This window comes from Nocardia sp. X0981, assembly GCF_977089955.1.
Genome location: NZ_OZ372435.1, coordinates 1,516,867 through 1,532,941, shown reverse-complemented (window position 1 = coordinate 1,532,941; position 16,075 = coordinate 1,516,867). Strand labels below are relative to the sequence as shown.

The following is a 16,075-nucleotide window of genomic DNA, read 5'->3' as shown; positions in this document are numbered from 1 at the left end:
GCGCCGGATCCCACCGATCCGGCGCCCGGATTCGCGAGCACCCGGACCCGCGGGGCTACTTCTGGGCCGCCCGGCGTCCCACCGGTGTCGATCGTGCCGCGATCACCACCGCGGCCAGTGTGAGCACACACCCCACCACCTTGACCACGGAGAGCTCCGCACCGGTGGGCAGCAGCCGGTCCAGGAGCAGCGAGGCCGCCAACTGGCCCGCCACCGTGCTCAGCCCCATCAGCAGCACACCCACCCAACGGACCACCAATACCCCCGCCGCGATGAACAAGACCCCGATCGCGCCACCGAGGTAGAGCCAGGGTTCGCGCGGGAACTCGGCGGGCGGGCCGACCCGCGCCAGCACCAGCGCCTCCACGATCACCAACCCCACCAGGCCGACCGCGAAGTTGATCACCGTAGCGGCGAACGGGGTACCGACCGCACCGATCCTGCCGTTCCATGCCTGCTGCCAGGCCAGTCCGATACCGGCCAGGGCCGGTAGCACCACCAGCGCCGACGCGGCGGCACCGGTGAGCCAACTCGACGTATTCGCCGCGTCCGGCGCCGCTCCCCCGGACCCCGCCAGCAATACCGCCACCACCGCCAGGAGCGCGCCTCCGGTCCGGGCGGCGGTGATCGGGCTGCGGCCGCCGGGGCCGATCCCGAGCCGGTCCACGAGCAGACTGCTCAGCAGCTGGCCGGCTACCACGGCAACCGTGAACGCGGTGACCCCGAGAGTCGCCACGGTCAGCGATTGACTCGCCACGAACAGCGCCCCGCACAGCCCGCCCAGCAGTTGCCGGCGGCGCAGGGTGCCCACCGCCAGCGCCGCGCGGACATCCCGCAGGCCGTCGCGCAGCCGGGAACTCAGCAGCACCGCGATGAGCAGCAGCAGGAACCCGCTGCCGAAACTGACCACCGCCGCGGCGACACCGTCCTGCAGGCGCGCACCCAGCTCCCCGTTGATCCGCCCCTGCACGGCGACCCCGGCTCCGATCATCAGTCCGAAGCACAGGCCCCACCGCCGCAACACCATGATCGGGACCCTACCGACCCTGCCGCTGTCCGCCCTTTCGGCCGGGCCGCGCAGCGATACGGGCAGGACGCCACGAGCTCGCCGCTCCGGCCGGAACGGTTACGCGCTCTCGGCCGCCCGCTGGTCGTCGCGTTCCGGCTCGGGCGGGTCCGGACCCGGCCGCGGCGGAAGCCAGGACGGCGTGCACAGGGCCAGGGCGACAATGCCGAAACCCAGCAGTGCGACGGTCGAGGATATCGAGAGCCACAGCGTCACCAGGGCGACGAACCCGAAAACCGCCAGCGAGACCAGTTCCTCCCCGACGCCCACCACCGACATCACAGTGGCCCGGGCAGGCCCGGTGATGGCGTCCTGCAATCGCGCCTCGGCGACTATCCCGGCGTTGTAGACGATGCCGTAGGACACGGCGATCGCGGTGAATCCCAGCCCGGTCGCCACGTACACCGCGCCCGGCCAGCGCGCGGCGAGACCGGCGACCACCACGCCCACACCGAACAGGAAACCGGCCACACCCAGGGCACGGGCCATGGTGCGCGCCGAGACCGTCTCCGTACGTCCGGCCAGCAGGGCGCCGAGTAGCGAGCCGAGCACGGTCACCCCCACCAGCACGGGTACGACCGAGGTGGCAGCTCCCGCTTCCCCGGCCACCAGCCCGAAGTATTCGTCGAACGCCGTGATGCCGTACAGCAGCGCACCGAGCACCACGCCGCGCCGGACCACCCGGACCCGGACCGCCTCGGCGACCCCGATGCGCAGCATCCGCAGATACCCGCGGAACGCACCGGATCCGGTATCGTCCCGCTTTCCCGGTTCGACCGGCGTCCCGACCTCCGGCGGCCGCGGCCGGGGCGCGACGACAGTGGATGTGGCCGGTCCTCCGGGATCGTCCTCCAGATCGGCGACCGCGGCGGCCGAAACCGATCTGGGTGCCGCGGGCAGGCTCCAGGCCAGCACGGCGTGCAGGGCCGCGCACCCGACGCTGACCCAGCCGACGAGCTCGTATCCACCCCAGACGTACAGCGGAGTCGCGGCCACTATGGCGATCACCGCGCTGAGTTCGCTCGCCGACCGGGTGTAACCCAGGATGCGGGCGTAGGCGCGCGCCTCCCCCCGGGCGGCGAGCTCGTCGTAGAGCAAGGCCTCGAACGTCCCCGAGCGCAGCGAACTCGCCACACCCCACAGCACGAAACCGAGAGCGAAGCCGGCGTAGGAGGGGGCGGCGGTCCAGGCCACGAAACCGGCGCCCATCAGCACACCGTTCAGGATCAGCAGACCGCGGCGCGATACGGTATCGGCCCACGCGCCCGAGGGCACCTCACAGACGAACGCCGTGATCGACCAGAGCGCGAGCAGAAGCGAAATCTGCCCCGGCCCGAAGCCGTGATCGGCGAAGAACAACGCGTACAGCGCGTAGTACGGAATCAGGTCACCGGTGGCGGCGAAAAGTATCGCGCGCAGGGCGAGCGCGCGCATTCCCACCTCCCGGCCGGTACCCGTTCGCTCAACTCAACGGTGGTAGAGAACCAATCGCACAGCGCTCAGCATCCGCCGCCGGGCGGGCCGGGTCAAGGTTTTTTCCCGTTACGGGATATGCCGTCCCGGATCCGCGCACCTCAAAGGGGAACCCAGCCGTTCTCGTCGGCCGAAGCGTCACCCAGCGCCCGGGTACCGGAGGAGCCGAGCCGCCCCCGGTTCATATCGTTGATGAGGTCGGCCACCGAGTGCGAATCGCTGTAGTGATAGCCCTGGGCCAGCGCGAAACCGAGTTCGGTGAGCACGGCGGCCTGGTGCTCGGTTTCCACCCCCTCGGCGATGACCTGCAGATCCAGCGATTTACTCAGCGCAGCTATCACCCCGAGCAACGGCGGGGCCGGCGAATCGGAACGAATGGCGGCCACGAAGGACTGGTCGACCTTGATGATGTCGCTGGGCAGGGTGGCCAGCCGGCTGAGCGAGGAGTAACCGGTACCGAAATCGTCGATGGCGATCCGTACACCACGGTCACGCAGGGTGTGCAGATTCGCGATGGCGGTATCCGACTCGGCCGCGAGTTCGGTTTCGGTCACCTCGAGCACCAGCTGCTCCGCCGGCCAGCCCGTACTCTCCAGAATCCCCGCGACCTTGTCCGCGTATCCCGCTTCGGCCAGCTCCAGTCCACTGACGTTCACATTCAGCGTCAGCTCCAGAGCCGCGAAGGTCTCCTGCAGCTTGGCCGCGTCGGCGCAGGCCCGGCGCAACACCAATTCGTCCAGATCGGCGATGAGGTCGTATTCCTCGGCGACCCGGATCAACCCCTCGGTGGTGACGTCGGGCTGTGCGCTGGAGGACCAGCGCACCAGCGCCTCCACGCCGACCGCCTTGTCACCACCGTCGCCGAGGCTGACGATCGGCTGATAGTGCACGTCCAAACTGCCGTTGTCGATGGCTTCCCGCAGTTCCACCGCCAGCGGGGTGCGATGACCCGATTCCAGCACCGTCCGGTTGCGACCGGCCTGTTTGGCCCGGTACAGACCCACATCGGCCCGGCTGACCAGCAGCGACGCCGATTCACCCGGCTGCCAGGAGGTGACGCCCGCCGAACAGCCGGTACTCACCGCCGCCCGCAATTGCTCGGTGAGCAGGATGGCGGCCTGTTCGGTGGTCCCCGGCAGCAACGCCGCGAACACATCTCCGCCGTAGCGGGCCAGACGCTGCCCCGGACCGAGCAGCCCGGCCCAGGTATCGGCGACCTTCTGCAGTACCGCGTCCCCGGCCCGATGGCCGAGATGATCGTTGACCTTCTGGAAACGGTCCAGATCCACCAGCACCAGCGCGAGTGCCTGGCCGGAACGGTCGGCCTGTTCGATGGCGGTATTGAGAGCCCGGTCGAAACCCCGCCGGTTCAACAGTCCGGTGAGGGTGTCGATATCGGCCTCCGATGCCATCCGGGTGAGGATGCCGACCACCACGCCCACCCCGAAGGTGATTCCGGCGGGAATGAGCCCGGACCACCACGGCAACCCGGCCCGGCTGGGCAGCACCCACAGGCACAACGCCATACACAGGGCGATATGGGCGGCGGCCTGCGTCCACGCGAAGAACAACGCGGCATCGCAGGCGATGAAGACGTAGAACGAGGCCAGGGTGATCGCCGCGACGGTATTGGGGAAGGAATGGACGGCGACGGTCACCAGGAGGGTCGCCGTAGCGACATACCCGTGGTGGAGCCAATGCGGCATCCGGGGGCCCCAGCCGAGCAGGCTTATCCCCAGTAACAGGGCCACCGCGGCGGCCGAACCGACCAGCAACCGGTTGCCCTCGTCGCCCGGGTGCAGCACCCGGGTGGGTGCGATAGCGGTCACCAGCAGGCCCAGCACACCGCCCATGACGTAGAAGGCCCCGGTGGTCCGGGACATGACCCTGGCCGTGGCCACACCAGACGCGGCCCGTACCCGCGTTCGGGTATCGCCGCGAGACCCGCTTCCTCGCACGGTGAACAGCCTAAACAACGCGGTCGCTCACCGCCGACCCAACCTGGGGATCGAGACCCGATTCGGGCGAGGCCGACCTCGTATCAGCTCACGGGACGGAGCACTTCGGTACCGACGAAGGGCACCAGGGCGGCGGGAACCCGGACCGAGCCGTCGGCCTGCTGATGGTTCTCCAACAGCGCGACCAGCCACCGGGTGGTCGCCAGCGTTCCGTTGAGAGTCGCCGCGATCTGCGGTTTACCGTTCTCGTCGCGATAACGAACCGATAGCCGGCGGGCCTGGAAGGTGGTGCAGTTGGAGGTCGAGGTGAGTTCCCGGTAAGTACCCTGGCTGGGTACCCACGCCTCGCAGTCGAATTTGCGAGCCGCCGAGCTGCCCAGATCGCCCGCGGCCACATCGATGATCCGGTAGGGGACGTCGAGGGCGGCGAGCATATCGCGCTCCCAGGCCAGCAGGCGTCGATGTTCGGCGTCGGCGTCTTCCGGGCGGCAGTAGACGAACATCTCGACCTTGTCGAACTGATGCACCCGGATGATGCCGCGGGTGTCCTTGCCGTAGCTGCCGGCCTCTCGCCGGAAACACGACGACCAGCCCGCGTACCGTTTGGGCCCGGCCTCCAGATCCAGGATCTCGTCGGCGTGGTAGCCCGCCAGCGGCACCTCCGAGGTACCGACCAGGTACAGATCGTCCTCCTCCAGGTGGTACACCTCGGCCGAATGCTGCCCGAGGAATCCCGTACCGGCCATGATCTCGGGCCGAACCAGAACCGGCGGAATCATCATGGTGAAACCGTTGGCCGTCGCCCGCTGGGCCGCCAGCTGCAGCAGGCCCAGTTGCAGCAGCGCTCCGTAACCGGTGAGGAAGTAGAACCGCGAGCCCGATACCTTGGCTCCGCGTTCCATATCGATCAGGCCCAGCGCTTCACCGAGCTCCAGGTGGTCACGCGGGGTGAAATCGAATTCGGGCACGGTACCGACGGTCTCCAGCAGGACGAAATCGTCCTCGCCCCCCGCCGGCGCGCCCTCCTGCACGATATTCGAGATGGACCGGTGCGCCTCCTGCAATTCCGCCTCGGCGGCGTGCTGGGCGGCCTCGGCCTCCTTGACCCGGACCGACATCTCCTGCGCCTGCGCCAGCAGAGCGGGCCGCTCCTCTTTGCTCGCCTTGCCGACCTGCTTGCCCATGGCCTTGTGCTCGGCCCGCAACTTGTCCGCGGTCGCGATCGCGGACCGGCGCGCACTGTCCGCGGTGAGCAGCGCGTCGACGAGTGCCGGGTCCTCGCCCCGGGCTCGCTGCGAAGCGCGGACCAGCTCGGGATCATCGCGCAGGAGTCGGAGGTCGATCATGGCTGATCAGCGTAATGGTCGCGGATTCTCGCGCTCAACCGAGTATCACCGCACCCTGCCTCGGCAGCCCTTTTCCACCGGCACGCCATACCGATCGACCGGGTTCGTGGCATATTCGGGTACCGCGCTGCCATGATGGATCGCGATGTCCACCCAAAATGAGCACACCAACCGGCCCGGCTCCCGTGGCGGCCAGACGTTGCGCTCGCGTACCGCCCGCCTGGGCCGCGGTCGCCGGACCGATTCCCCGCGCGCACGGTCCGCCGGTCCGGCATCGTCGGCGGCACACGGTCCGGCCGCCCGGCCCGGCAAACGCCGCGGTCCCGGCCCGGGCGAGGGCCGGGCCGCCCGCCTCGGTAAGGCCGTCCCCGAGCGCGTCACGGCGCCGACCCTGCGGTGGGCACTGCTCGCGGTGGCCGCGGGCGCGATCGTGGCGGCGTTGCTCACCATGGCGCTCAGCGGTTTCGAGAACGACTCGAATCTGCAGGCGCGCAGCCCGGCCGGCGCGGTGGCCGGGGCGGACAAGGTTTTCGCCTCCGTGGCCACCGGCGACTGCCTCACCTGGACCGCGCCCGATCATTCCGATCTGGTGGAGCTCGACTGCGCCGAGGAGCATCTGTTCGAGGTCACCGATACGGTCGATCTGAGCGAATACCCGGGGTCGGAGTTCGGGCCGAACGCCCCCTGGCCCGATTCGCTGCGGCTCACCGAACTCCGCGAGGAGCACTGTGTACCCGCCACCCAGCGGTATCTGAACGGACGGTTCGATCCACGCGGCAAGTACGCGGTCGGGCTGATGTACCCCAGTAACGACGGCTGGACCAACTCCAACGACCGCATTCTGCGCTGCGGGCTCCAGATTCCCGGGCTCAGCGGTAATCCGATGCCCAAGACCGGCCGGGTGGCCGAGGGCGATCAGTCCAAGGTCTACGACGCCGGCGTCTGCCTGGGAATCAGTCAGAATCTGCCGACCGATCCGATCGACTGCTCTCAGGAGCACGCGGTCGAAATCGCCTCCACCGTGGACCTGTCCGCCCGGTTCCCCGGTGGTCCTCCCGCGAAGGACGATCAGGACCAGTTCCTGGAGGAGGAATGCGGCCGCACCACCAACGAGTACCTCGGCGGCCCGCATGTCCTGCGGGACAAGACCCTCACGGTGTTCTTCGACTACATCGACGCGCGCAGCTGGCTGGCCGGTAGCCGGAAACTCAACTGCATGGTCGGAAAAGGCGCCGACCAGGAAGGTTTCGCACCACTCGTGGGTCCCGCCCGTGGCCGGCTGCTGATCAACGGCCAGGAGCCGGTGCCGCCGCCGAACTCGGGCCGCTCCACCCCTGCCCCGCTGCCCGGCGCGGCGCCGCTGCCCCCGCAGCCGGAACCGCGTCCCGCGCCACGGTAATCGGGCTCGGCGATGCCGGTTTCCATGTCCGAGGCCAGATTCGAGGAGTTGGTCGGTGACGCGCTGGACCTCATCCCGCCGGAGCTGACCCGGGCCATCGACAACGTGGTCGTGCTGATCGAACCACGCAACCCCGACGAGCCCCATCTGCTGGGGCTGTACCACGGCATAGCGCTGACCGAACGCGACAGTCACTACGGCGGCTCACTTCCCGACACCATCACCGTCTACCGCGATGCCCTGTTGGAGGTGTGCGAGGACGAGGACCAGGTCGTGGAGGAAGTGCGGATCACCGTGATCCACGAAATAGCGCACTATTTCGGGATTGACGAAGAGCGGCTCCATCAGTTGGGATGGGGTTAAGCTTGGCCTGGTCCACGCAACGCGCCGGCAGGGGATGCACGGGCGCGTAGCCGGACCGAGCCGAAAAGAAGTTCGGATTCGATGGAACCGCTCGCGCGGGGTATCGCGTCCAATCTACTCGCAGGGGGAATTCTCGTGGTTCCGCCCAAGAGCCGCCGGAAGAAGGAGTCGAGGACATGATTGGCAACGTCGGCGTCACACCAGAACTCATTCTCGCCGCCGCCGTCGAGCTGGATCTGCTGGCCGACCGGCTGGCCGGGGTGGCCGCCGCCACCGTACCCACCACCTATGTCGCGCCTTCGGGCGCCGACGAGGCCTCGTTGCACGGCGCGATGCATATGAACAAGGCCGCCGCCACCCACCAGACCTCGCTGGCCCAGGCCGTTCTCGAACTGCACCACACCGCCGCGATCCTGCGCACCCAGCTCGCCCAGTACCTGGCCCAGGACGTGGCCTCGGCGGGTGTGCTCACGCTCACCGGCGCACCGTTCGGTTCGATCGCCGTCTAGCGCATGGCACCGGGAAGAGCGGTCGGGCGCCGGCGCACGATGAACACGCCGCCCCGGTCCGACCGCCGATCCACCACAGATAGTTAGTTCACAAGGGGAGAAACAAGCATGACCGCAGGTATCACCGGGGTGTTCTGGCTGCCCAGACTCGCCGAGGGGAATTCGATTGCGCTGAACGCGGGTTCGCACGCCATCCCGATGTCCGCGGCGGCCACCTCCTGGGGCGTGCTCACCGGCGCGTGGGTGGATGCCACCGCTACCGCGGTCCGGATCATGGCAGAGCTCGGGGTGGGTATGCAGAGCATCAACGGTATCGGGGCGCTGGCGCGGCTCGTCGGTTTCACCGGCTGGGCCGAACAGCAGAGCACCATGGCCGCGACCCTCGGCACCAAGGCCGCGTCCCAGGCCACCGCCTACACGGTGGCGTCCATCGCGATGCCGAGCCTGCCGGAGATCGCGGCGGTGAACGCGGCGCGGGTGGCGGCCCATTCCACGGGCGGTGTACTGAACGGCACCTCCGAGGCGGCGGAGGCCGCGAAGGCGGCCTTGGACCTGCGGGCCGCACTCACCATGGAGACCTACGAGGCAGCCATCACGGCCACTGTGCTCACCCCGGGTGAGTTCTTCAACCCGCCGCCGATCGCCAACGGCGCCGGACAGGTGGATCCGTCCTCGGCCGAAGAGGCCATGAAGGAAGCGAACGGCGATCCGGTGAAGATGCTGGCCGCGGCCGGGACCGCGCTCGCACAGAACCCGGGCATCGCCAGCGCCGCGACCCAGGCGGCCAATGTCGCCGGCACGGTAGCGAGCACCGGTGTCACCACCGTCGGCAATCTGGGCGCCAACGCGCTCGCCGCGGCCGCCACCTCGTCCGCGCCGGCTTCCGTGGCTCCGCTGGCACCCGCGGCGGTAACCGGGGCGATCGCGGCGACAACCGCCGCGGCGGCTCGCGTCGGCGGTGCGCCCGGTACGGCGGCACCGGGGCTGAGCAACGGCGGCCTCAAGGTTCCCGAGGGCTGGGGTGCGCCCCCCGCCGCGGCGGCACCCGCCTCCGAAACCGTCGCGATGAGCCGCGGCGAGACCGCGCCGGTACGTCCGGTCGGAAGCGGTACCTCGTCCACTCCGCTGATGGGTAACTCGCGGGGCGCGAACGGCGAGGACGATCAGGAACACGACGCGACCGACTATCTGCGCGGCGACCACTTCACCGACGGCCGTTACCTGGCCGACGGCGTGATCGGCGGCGAACCGCCACGGGCAGGCAAGTGACGGTGCTGGGCGCGGGCCGCGGGCCCTCCATGCTCGCGGCGGTGGTGTTGTCGCTCGACGAAATGCAGTTTCTCCTGGAGAAGCTGGAAATCGACGAGGTACCCGTCGTACTGAACGCGATGGGTCGCTACGACAATCAGGTCGATCACGACGCGGCGATGGAGGTGGCCGCTCGGTCACTCACGGAGCGGGACCTGCTGGACGGCGAGCAGGTCCACCCCGAACTGGAGGACCGCCTGCGCGGTCTGTACCGGCCGCACTGGGTGGTGGCGCTCCGGCTGATAGTGGCGGGTCAGGTCAGCCGGATGTGCCTGGCGAAGGGCGACGAACTGGTCACCGTGGCCCTGCGCGGGCCGGATTCCTATGTGATCGACGAGGCCACCGATGATCTGCCCGGGCCGATCATCGCGGCGCTCGGCCCTGCCGAGGCCCTGGAACTCACCGGGATGAACGCGCCGACCGAACAGTTGGTGCCGATCTTCGACGACGCCGCGGACCCGGCCGCCACGACGGCCCGGCTCGCCGAGGTCGGTAATCCCGCCCGGGACGCCCAGGTCATCGCCTCGGCCATGGCGCACTGCGAATCACATGCGGAAATCGTCGGCGTGGTCTACAACGATGCCAGCCGAGATATCGCGGAGAACCATATCGCCGTGTTCAATACACGAGCAGGCCGGTTCATCGCCACCGCCAGCGTGGCGGACGACGGCACCAAATGGTCTTCGCTGAGCAGCGGCACCAATGCCCGGCTACGGACAGCGTTGCAGGATCTGATCAATTCGCTGCCCATGCGTTCCGAATTCCCGCGTAATCCACGCCTCGCCTGAGAGGGGGCGCGGAATACCGTTCAGCCCATCGGATCGTCGGCGCCGGATTCGGCCTTTCCGCCGAACGGCGGCATGAAACGACCCCAACGCACGCATTCCCATCCACCGTCCGGCAGCGGAACCAGTTCGATGGTTTCGGTATTGTCCAGGTGGTTGTTCGTGGTGAACGGGGGCGCCACTCCCGCCAGGACCCTACCCACCAGACGCATGGCGGCACCATGGGTGACCAGCAGAACATCTCCGTCGGCAGAGCCGTCGAGGTATTCGCTGCGTAGCCCGGTGAGGGCGGGAAGGAAACGATCCAGGACATCCTGCCCGGATTCGCCTCCGGGGATGGGCTCGGCCAGCCGGCCCTCGTGCCACCAGCGGTATGTGGTCAGAAACCGTTCGTGGGCCTCCGCGCTGCTCGAACCGTCGAGATCACCGAGTTGCACCTCGTGGACGCCATCGAGCGCCGTGGCACGAACTCCGGTGGCGGCCTCGATGTAGCCGGCCGTCTGCCGAGCCCGCAGTGCCCGGGAATGGAACAGCATCCGAGGCGGGGTCACCAGCCCGGAGCCGAAGGTTTTCGCTTGGGCGACACCGCGTTCGGTGAGTGGAAGCCCGGGCAGTTTGGTGTCGAGGATCTTGGCGACATTGCCTTCGGTTTCCCCGTGTCGCACCAGAACGAGTTTCGCGGTCACAGATCGGCCACCCCTTTGCGTAGCTGGGTCAACCACAGCGCGGCTTGTTCATCCGACGGCGGCGGAGTGCCGGTCGCGGAGGTGGCCGGCCAAGAGCCGAGGAAACGTATCCGAGCCGTGCGGTGCAGTGCCTTGAGTGCCTCGGCCACGGCGGCATCCTCGATATGGCCGACACAGTCGAGGTAGAAGCGGTAGGTGCCCATACCGGTACGAGTGGGCCGGGATTCGATTCTGGTGAGGTCGATACCGCGGGTCGAGAATTCGGCGAACGCGCGCATCAACGAACCCGGCGCATTCGGGAGTTCGAGGACGATGGAGGTACGGTCCGCCCCTGTGGGCGCGGGCGCCACTCGCGGCACGGTGACCAGCACGAACCGGGTCACCGCCTGTTCGTGGTCGGCCACGCCGGAGGCCAGTACGCTCAACCCGAGCCGTTCCCCGGCGAGGGCGGTGGATACCGCGGCATCCGCGACGCCGTCCCGCACATCCTCCGCGGCGGCCGCGTTCGAATCGGAGGTGTGGATCTTGATTCCGGGCCAGGTGCGTTCCACCCACTGCCGTACCTGTGCGAGCGCGACCGGGTAGGCCGCCAGCGATTTCACGTCGGCGATACCGGTTCCCGCCCGAGCCAGGATGGTGAAAGTCACTTCCAGTTCGGTCTCGGCGATGATCTGCAGCCGCGATCCGATCGCCAGCGAATCCAGCGTCGCCGAGATCGAGCCCTCCACCGAGCTCTCGATGGGTACCACGGCCGCGACCACCTCTCCCGCCCGGACCATATCCAAAGCTGCGGCCTGGCTGGGCGCGGCGACCCGCTCGACCGGCCCGTCGAAGGACCCCGAGTTCTCGAATTCGGCGAGGGCCATCTCGGTGAAGGTTCCGGACGGACCGAAATACGCGATACGCGGCACAGGTACGAGACTACTGGTGCATCCTCCGGAAGGGCTTGCAGCGTCGTATACCTGGCTCGGGACCGATTCGGCGCCGCCGGGATGCGCTTGCGCTGCTACCCGCCGCCGAGGGCAGTTCGCAGCGCCTGCTCCACTTCCCGGGGCCGCTCGCTTTCGATACCCAGCAGGACTTCCCGCACGGCGGCCACGGCAGCGCTGGACAGACCCGCCAAGAACGCGGTGTCGGGGCTGCGCAACGCGCTGCGGATATCGTCCCCGCACAGAGCCGCGGCGGTGGCGGCCAGAATCGCGAGAGCACGATCGCCGTCGCCGGTACGCGCCACGAAACCATCCGGCTCGTGCGCGACCCGGGCCAGGACATCGGCGATCCGGTCATCGGGGAGAGAAAGATCTACCAGGCGTTTTCCGGTGAACCGCCCGATCGGCACCACCAGCTCGTCCACCGGACCGCGTTCGACCGCACGTTTCGGCACGGTCAGTTCGACCATTACCGGCTCGGATTCACCAGCGACCACGTCCTGATCGTAGGCCTCCAGCTGCGGACCTCGGGCCGCCGGGGCAAGCACCGGACCCGACGGCAGCGGAGCGCTCGCCACCGGAAATCGGCTGTTCTACCTGCTGTTTCACCGAACCAACGCTGGTCCCCTTGCTTTGTCTTCGAGTTTAACTTAGCTTAGGTTAACCTAAGTCACCGCTTGTGAAGTCGGGCACGCCCGCAATGGAGGTACCGATGGCGCCGACCGCCCCCGCCCCGTCCACCGCCGAACGGGTCCGCAATGCCTGCGCACACGCCGAACAAGCCGTCCTCGCCCTGCCCGGCAATGACCCGACCCCCGTTGCAGTGCACTACCTGCGGCAATGCGGAGACGTGGTGATCGCGGTGCCCGACGACAGCGCAGCGGCCCACGCGGCCGGTACGGCGATCGCGGGCGCGCCCGCCGTACTGGAACTCACCGACAACGCCCCGCTACCCCTGCGCGAACCGGTCCGGGCCCTGGTCTGGCTCCGCGGCTGGGTGCGCGGAGTACCGGCCCGGGCACAACGAACCCTGGCAGCGACGGTTGCCGAGCAGCATCCCCACCCCGCACTGCTCGATATCGGCCACACGACGACCCTGCTGCGACTGGTACTCGACTCGGCCGTGGTGGCCGACTCCTCCGGCGCCGAATCCGTCTGCGTCGACGAACTCCGCCTGGCGACTCCCGACCCGTTCTGCGGCATGGAATCGGCCTGGCTACAGCATCTCGACGCCGACCACGCGGATGTGGTCGCACAACTGGCTCGTCATCTCCCGGCCCATCTCCGGCACGGCCGTATCCACCCTTTGGCGATCGACCGCTACGGGCTCACGTTACGCATCGAAAGTATCGACGGCGACCACGACTTCCGACTCCCGTTCGCCACCCCCGCCGAAAACGTAGAAGCCCTCAGCCGGGCAGTCAGAACTCTGGCCGGATGCCCGTTCCTCAACGGGCTACGCCGCAACTGAGCTGTGTTCATTTGCCCCGCCTCCGGCGGGGCGGGGTCCGGGGACACCCTCCGCGAAAACACCACCACGAAGACACCCTCACCAGAAAAGTCACCCGCATACGCCCCCACCCGGTGATCTCTCTCCGATCTGGTGTCCAGCAGCTCCCATCTCGCCAAACCGGTGATCCGCATCCGACACAACCCCAGCACCGAGCCTTACGAGGCCACGAAGGGTTGAGCCCGCGGCGCCTTCAGCCCTCGGAGCGCATGCGGCGCAGCCGCGAGTCTCTAGGGCGGAAAGGTGCCACCAAAGGGGCTCCGACGCCGAATAACCCAGCTCATTCGCCGGTCAGTTCGGCGGGGATCGGATCGCCGTTGGCGAGGGCTTCGAAGAAACGGCTCGCGTCGGGTTTCGCCCAGAGGAGCACGTTGCCGCTGGCCGTATCGGTGAAACCACCCACCGGGACAGAGGTGGCCAGGGTATCGCCACGCAGGGCCCAGGCCAGGCGCGCGAGGTCCCAGAGGTGGTCGCCGGAATCGACGGTGAGGGAGCCCGCTGTGTTCCGGGCCATCGGCCACAGGGCGAACGGGTTGATCAGAGTGGCGGGGCTGGTCGCCTTCTCCAGTAGGGCCGACAGGAACAGCCGCTGGTTGTTCATCCGGTCGATATCGGCGAGGGCGGTGGCCCGGCTGCGTACGAAACCCAGGGCCTGCGGGCCGTCCAGTTCCTGGCAGCCCGCGGGGATATCGAGGCCGGCGAGCGGGTCGTCGATGGCTTGCGGTACGCAGACATCGATCCCACCCAGCGCGTCCACCACGCTCGCGAAACCGGAGAAACCGATTTCGGCGTAGTGGTCGATACGGAGTCCGGTGGCGATCTCCACAGTCTGGGTCAGCAGCGGGGCGCCGCCGAAGGCGAAAGACGCGTTCAGCTTGTCCTGACCGTATCCGGGGATGCTGACGTAGGAGTCACGCGGCAGGCTCACCAGTGTCGTACGGCCGGAGGGCGGGATGTGCACGAGCATGATCGTGTCGGTGCGCGCGTCACCCACCTCGCCGCCGGTGGCCAGGCCCTGCTCCTGTTCCTCGGAGAGGCCCGCCCGGCTGTCGGAACCCACGAGCAGCCAATTCGTGCCCGCGGTGTTCCCCACCCGGTCCTCGTAATCGCCGAGGGCATCGATCCGGGTGAGCGAGCCGTCGAGTTTCACGACCGCGTAGACGAGCGCCACCAGCAGTACCAGCAGCAACGCCAGGATCCACCGGCCGATGTGGCGTGGACGGCGTCGGCGCGGCGGGGGCGCCGCCGCACGCCCGCGCGGGGGTTGCCCGCCCGGGGGCGGGCGCCGGCGGTCGTCCCGATACGGAACGGGGCGCTGGGTGGGGGCGTGAGCAGATCCACGGTAGGGCACCGGCCGCTGCGTCGGAGCGTGGGTTCGAGGGTCCGGCCTGCCACGGTCCGGCGCGGGTCGGCGGACCGGGGGCATTTCCCGGCCTTCGGGAGTCCGGGACCACGCACGCGGCGGTTCGTAGCGTTCGGTGGGGCGGCCACGCTGCGCGGGGCCGGCATTACGGCGAATGACCTGTGGGGGTTCGACCGGCGGGCGACCGCCTTGCGGCGGCGGGGGGCGGCGCGCGCCTGCTCCGCCGGGTCCCCCGCTGCGCGGCGGCACCCGGCGCATACGAGGGTCGTCGCCGTTCATCATCATCAAACTCTACTTATCCATCGCGGCTGTTTTCGTTAGCGGCAAAATTCTGGTTTCCCGCGGCAGGTGAGCCGCTTGCGACGGTACAGCCGGCCCACCGGCACCCTGTTCAGGGCAGCCATGACACCCGTCCTCGCAATACCCCGTAACCGATGTAGGCCACGGCGTCGATCACGGCATGCGCGATCACCAGCGGCCACAAACGCCCCGTACGCTGCCAATACCGGCCGAAGATCACCCCCATGACCACGTTGCCCAGTCCACCACCGAGCCCCTGGTAGAGGTGGTAACTGCCGCGCAGCAGGGCCGAGGCGGCGAGAGCGGAATTCTCCGACCATCCGAGCGCCCGCAGCCGGGTGAGCAGGTACGCCACCACCACGATCTCCTCGGCGGCGGAGTTGGCGCAGGCCGAAAGTACCAGGACCGGCAGCCGCCACCAGTGTTCGGCCAGCGCGTCGGGCACGATGGTCGCGTTCACACCCAATGATCGAGCGACGAGATACAGCAGCAGTCCCGGGAGCCCGATGATCGCGGCCAGGGCGAGGCCGTGCCACCCGTCGGGCCGGAGCCTGACGCGAGCCAGACCGATCATCCGCGGTGCGATACCGCTACGCCAGAGCAGGTAAAGAGCCAGACTCGCCCACGCGGCCAGACGTAGCACACCGAGGAGCTGGAAGAGCAGGTCGAGCAGGGATCGGGTCGTCCGCGAAGAATTCAACGCTACGGTCTGCTCGCCGACCCCGCCCGGGGCGAGCGCACTCTCCAGCAATGACAACGCCGCGTTGAGTCCACTGAGTCCGAACGTGACGCCCAGAACGACGAGGATCTCCCATCTGATCATCCGCTGTTCCCGCATCCGCTCCTCGACCACATAGCTCTCGCCCATGAGGGGATTATTGGCTGTGTTCATCGGCGCGCCTGCGGCGCGCGGGTTCGGGGCCTCCTTGTGTCTCGGGCTGTGTTCATTTGCCCCGCCTCCGGCGGGGCGGGGTTCGGGGCCCCCTTGTGTCTCGGGCTGTGTTCATTTGCCCCGCCTCCGGCGGGGCGGGGTTCGGGGCCCCCTTGTGTCTCGGGTCTTCACTCCTGCGCTCAGTCGCT

15 protein-coding genes are annotated in these 16,075 nt (G+C 68.6%); 6 read left to right on the top strand and 9 right to left on the bottom strand.

Translation table 11 applies throughout. The annotated features are described in order from the left end of the window. Positions 1-55: 55 nt before the first annotated feature. From ACYR7D_RS06745 to serS, 4 genes are all read right to left on the bottom strand, one after another. Entirely contained in the window at positions 56-1,027 is a 972-nt protein-coding gene (locus ACYR7D_RS06745; protein ID WP_459548762.1) for a DMT family transporter, read from the bottom strand. A 99-nt stretch (positions 1,028-1,126) separates the two neighbouring features. After that, positions 1,127-2,500, bottom strand: coding sequence for an MFS transporter (locus ACYR7D_RS06740; protein ID WP_459548761.1), 1,374 nt, complete (start codon positions 2,498-2,500; stop codon positions 1,127-1,129). 140 nt (positions 2,501-2,640) lie between these two features. Next, positions 2,641-4,422 (bottom strand): putative bifunctional diguanylate cyclase/phosphodiesterase, encoded by a 1,782-nt coding sequence (locus tag ACYR7D_RS06735; RefSeq protein WP_459548760.1) that lies wholly within the window; start codon positions 4,420-4,422, stop codon positions 2,641-2,643. Between the two features lie 158 nt (positions 4,423-4,580). Beyond that, the gene (gene serS / locus ACYR7D_RS06730) at positions 4,581-5,843 is read right to left on the bottom strand and encodes a serine--tRNA ligase (RefSeq protein WP_459548759.1); all 1,263 of its coding nucleotides are present in this window, start codon (positions 5,841-5,843) and stop codon (positions 4,581-4,583) included. Positions 5,844-5,988: 145 nt separating this feature from the next. On the opposite strand from serS, the gene ACYR7D_RS06725 reads away from it, so the two are divergent. The 5 genes from ACYR7D_RS06725 (at position 5,989) to ACYR7D_RS06705 (ending at position 10,210) form a co-directional block, all read left to right on the top strand. After that, positions 5,989-7,242 carry a septum formation family protein gene (locus ACYR7D_RS06725; RefSeq protein WP_459548758.1) on the top strand — a complete coding sequence of 418 codons (1,254 nt, stop codon included), beginning with the start codon at positions 5,989-5,991 and terminating at the stop codon, positions 7,240-7,242. 12 nt (positions 7,243-7,254) lie between these two features. Next, the gene (locus tag ACYR7D_RS06720; protein ID WP_459548757.1) at positions 7,255-7,605 is read left to right on the top strand and encodes a metallopeptidase family protein; all 351 of its coding nucleotides are present in this window, start codon (positions 7,255-7,257) and stop codon (positions 7,603-7,605) included. A gap of 176 nt (positions 7,606-7,781) precedes the next feature. Next, positions 7,782-8,114, top strand: coding sequence for a PE family protein (locus tag ACYR7D_RS06715; RefSeq protein ID WP_459548756.1), 333 nt, complete (start codon positions 7,782-7,784; stop codon positions 8,112-8,114). 108 nt (positions 8,115-8,222) lie between these two features. Further along, positions 8,223-9,383 (top strand): PPE domain-containing protein, encoded by a 1,161-nt coding sequence (locus tag ACYR7D_RS06710; RefSeq protein WP_459548755.1) that lies wholly within the window; start codon positions 8,223-8,225, stop codon positions 9,381-9,383. Beyond that, positions 9,380-10,210: an ESX secretion-associated protein EspG gene (locus tag ACYR7D_RS06705; RefSeq protein ID WP_459548754.1), complete on the top strand. Its 831-nt coding sequence runs from the start codon at positions 9,380-9,382 to the stop codon at positions 10,208-10,210. Before ACYR7D_RS06710 ends, ACYR7D_RS06705 begins: the two co-directional genes overlap by 4 nt. Before the next feature lie 20 nt (positions 10,211-10,230). On the opposite strand, the gene ACYR7D_RS06700 is transcribed toward ACYR7D_RS06705, so the two are convergent. From ACYR7D_RS06700 to ACYR7D_RS06690, 3 genes are all read right to left on the bottom strand, one after another. Beyond that, positions 10,231-10,893 (bottom strand): histidine phosphatase family protein, encoded by a 663-nt coding sequence (locus ACYR7D_RS06700; RefSeq protein ID WP_459548753.1) that lies wholly within the window; start codon positions 10,891-10,893, stop codon positions 10,231-10,233. Further along, the gene (gene pheA / locus ACYR7D_RS06695; RefSeq protein WP_459548752.1) at positions 10,890-11,804 is read right to left on the bottom strand and encodes a prephenate dehydratase; all 915 of its coding nucleotides are present in this window, start codon (positions 11,802-11,804) and stop codon (positions 10,890-10,892) included. Before pheA ends, ACYR7D_RS06700 begins: the two co-directional genes overlap by 4 nt. Before the next feature lie 95 nt (positions 11,805-11,899). Further along, positions 11,900-12,319 (bottom strand): hypothetical protein, encoded by a 420-nt coding sequence (locus tag ACYR7D_RS06690; protein ID WP_459548751.1) that lies wholly within the window; start codon positions 12,317-12,319, stop codon positions 11,900-11,902. 215 nt (positions 12,320-12,534) lie between these two features. Here ACYR7D_RS06690 and ACYR7D_RS06685 point away from each other — a divergent pair, with 215 nt between their 5' ends. Further along, on the top strand, positions 12,535-13,293 hold the full coding sequence (locus ACYR7D_RS06685) for a DUF2470 domain-containing protein (RefSeq protein ID WP_459548750.1): 759 nt from the start codon (positions 12,535-12,537) through the stop codon (positions 13,291-13,293). 319 nt (positions 13,294-13,612) lie between these two features. Here the strand turns inward: ACYR7D_RS06685 and ACYR7D_RS06680 are convergent, their stop codons facing one another. Next, the gene (locus tag ACYR7D_RS06680; RefSeq protein ID WP_459550054.1) at positions 13,613-14,974 is read right to left on the bottom strand and encodes an LCP family protein; all 1,362 of its coding nucleotides are present in this window, start codon (positions 14,972-14,974) and stop codon (positions 13,613-13,615) included. Positions 14,975-15,086: 112 nt separating this feature from the next. Beyond that, the gene (locus ACYR7D_RS06675; RefSeq protein ID WP_459548749.1) at positions 15,087-15,887 is read right to left on the bottom strand and encodes a CPBP family intramembrane glutamic endopeptidase; all 801 of its coding nucleotides are present in this window, start codon (positions 15,885-15,887) and stop codon (positions 15,087-15,089) included. Positions 15,888-16,075: the final 188 nt, after the last annotated feature.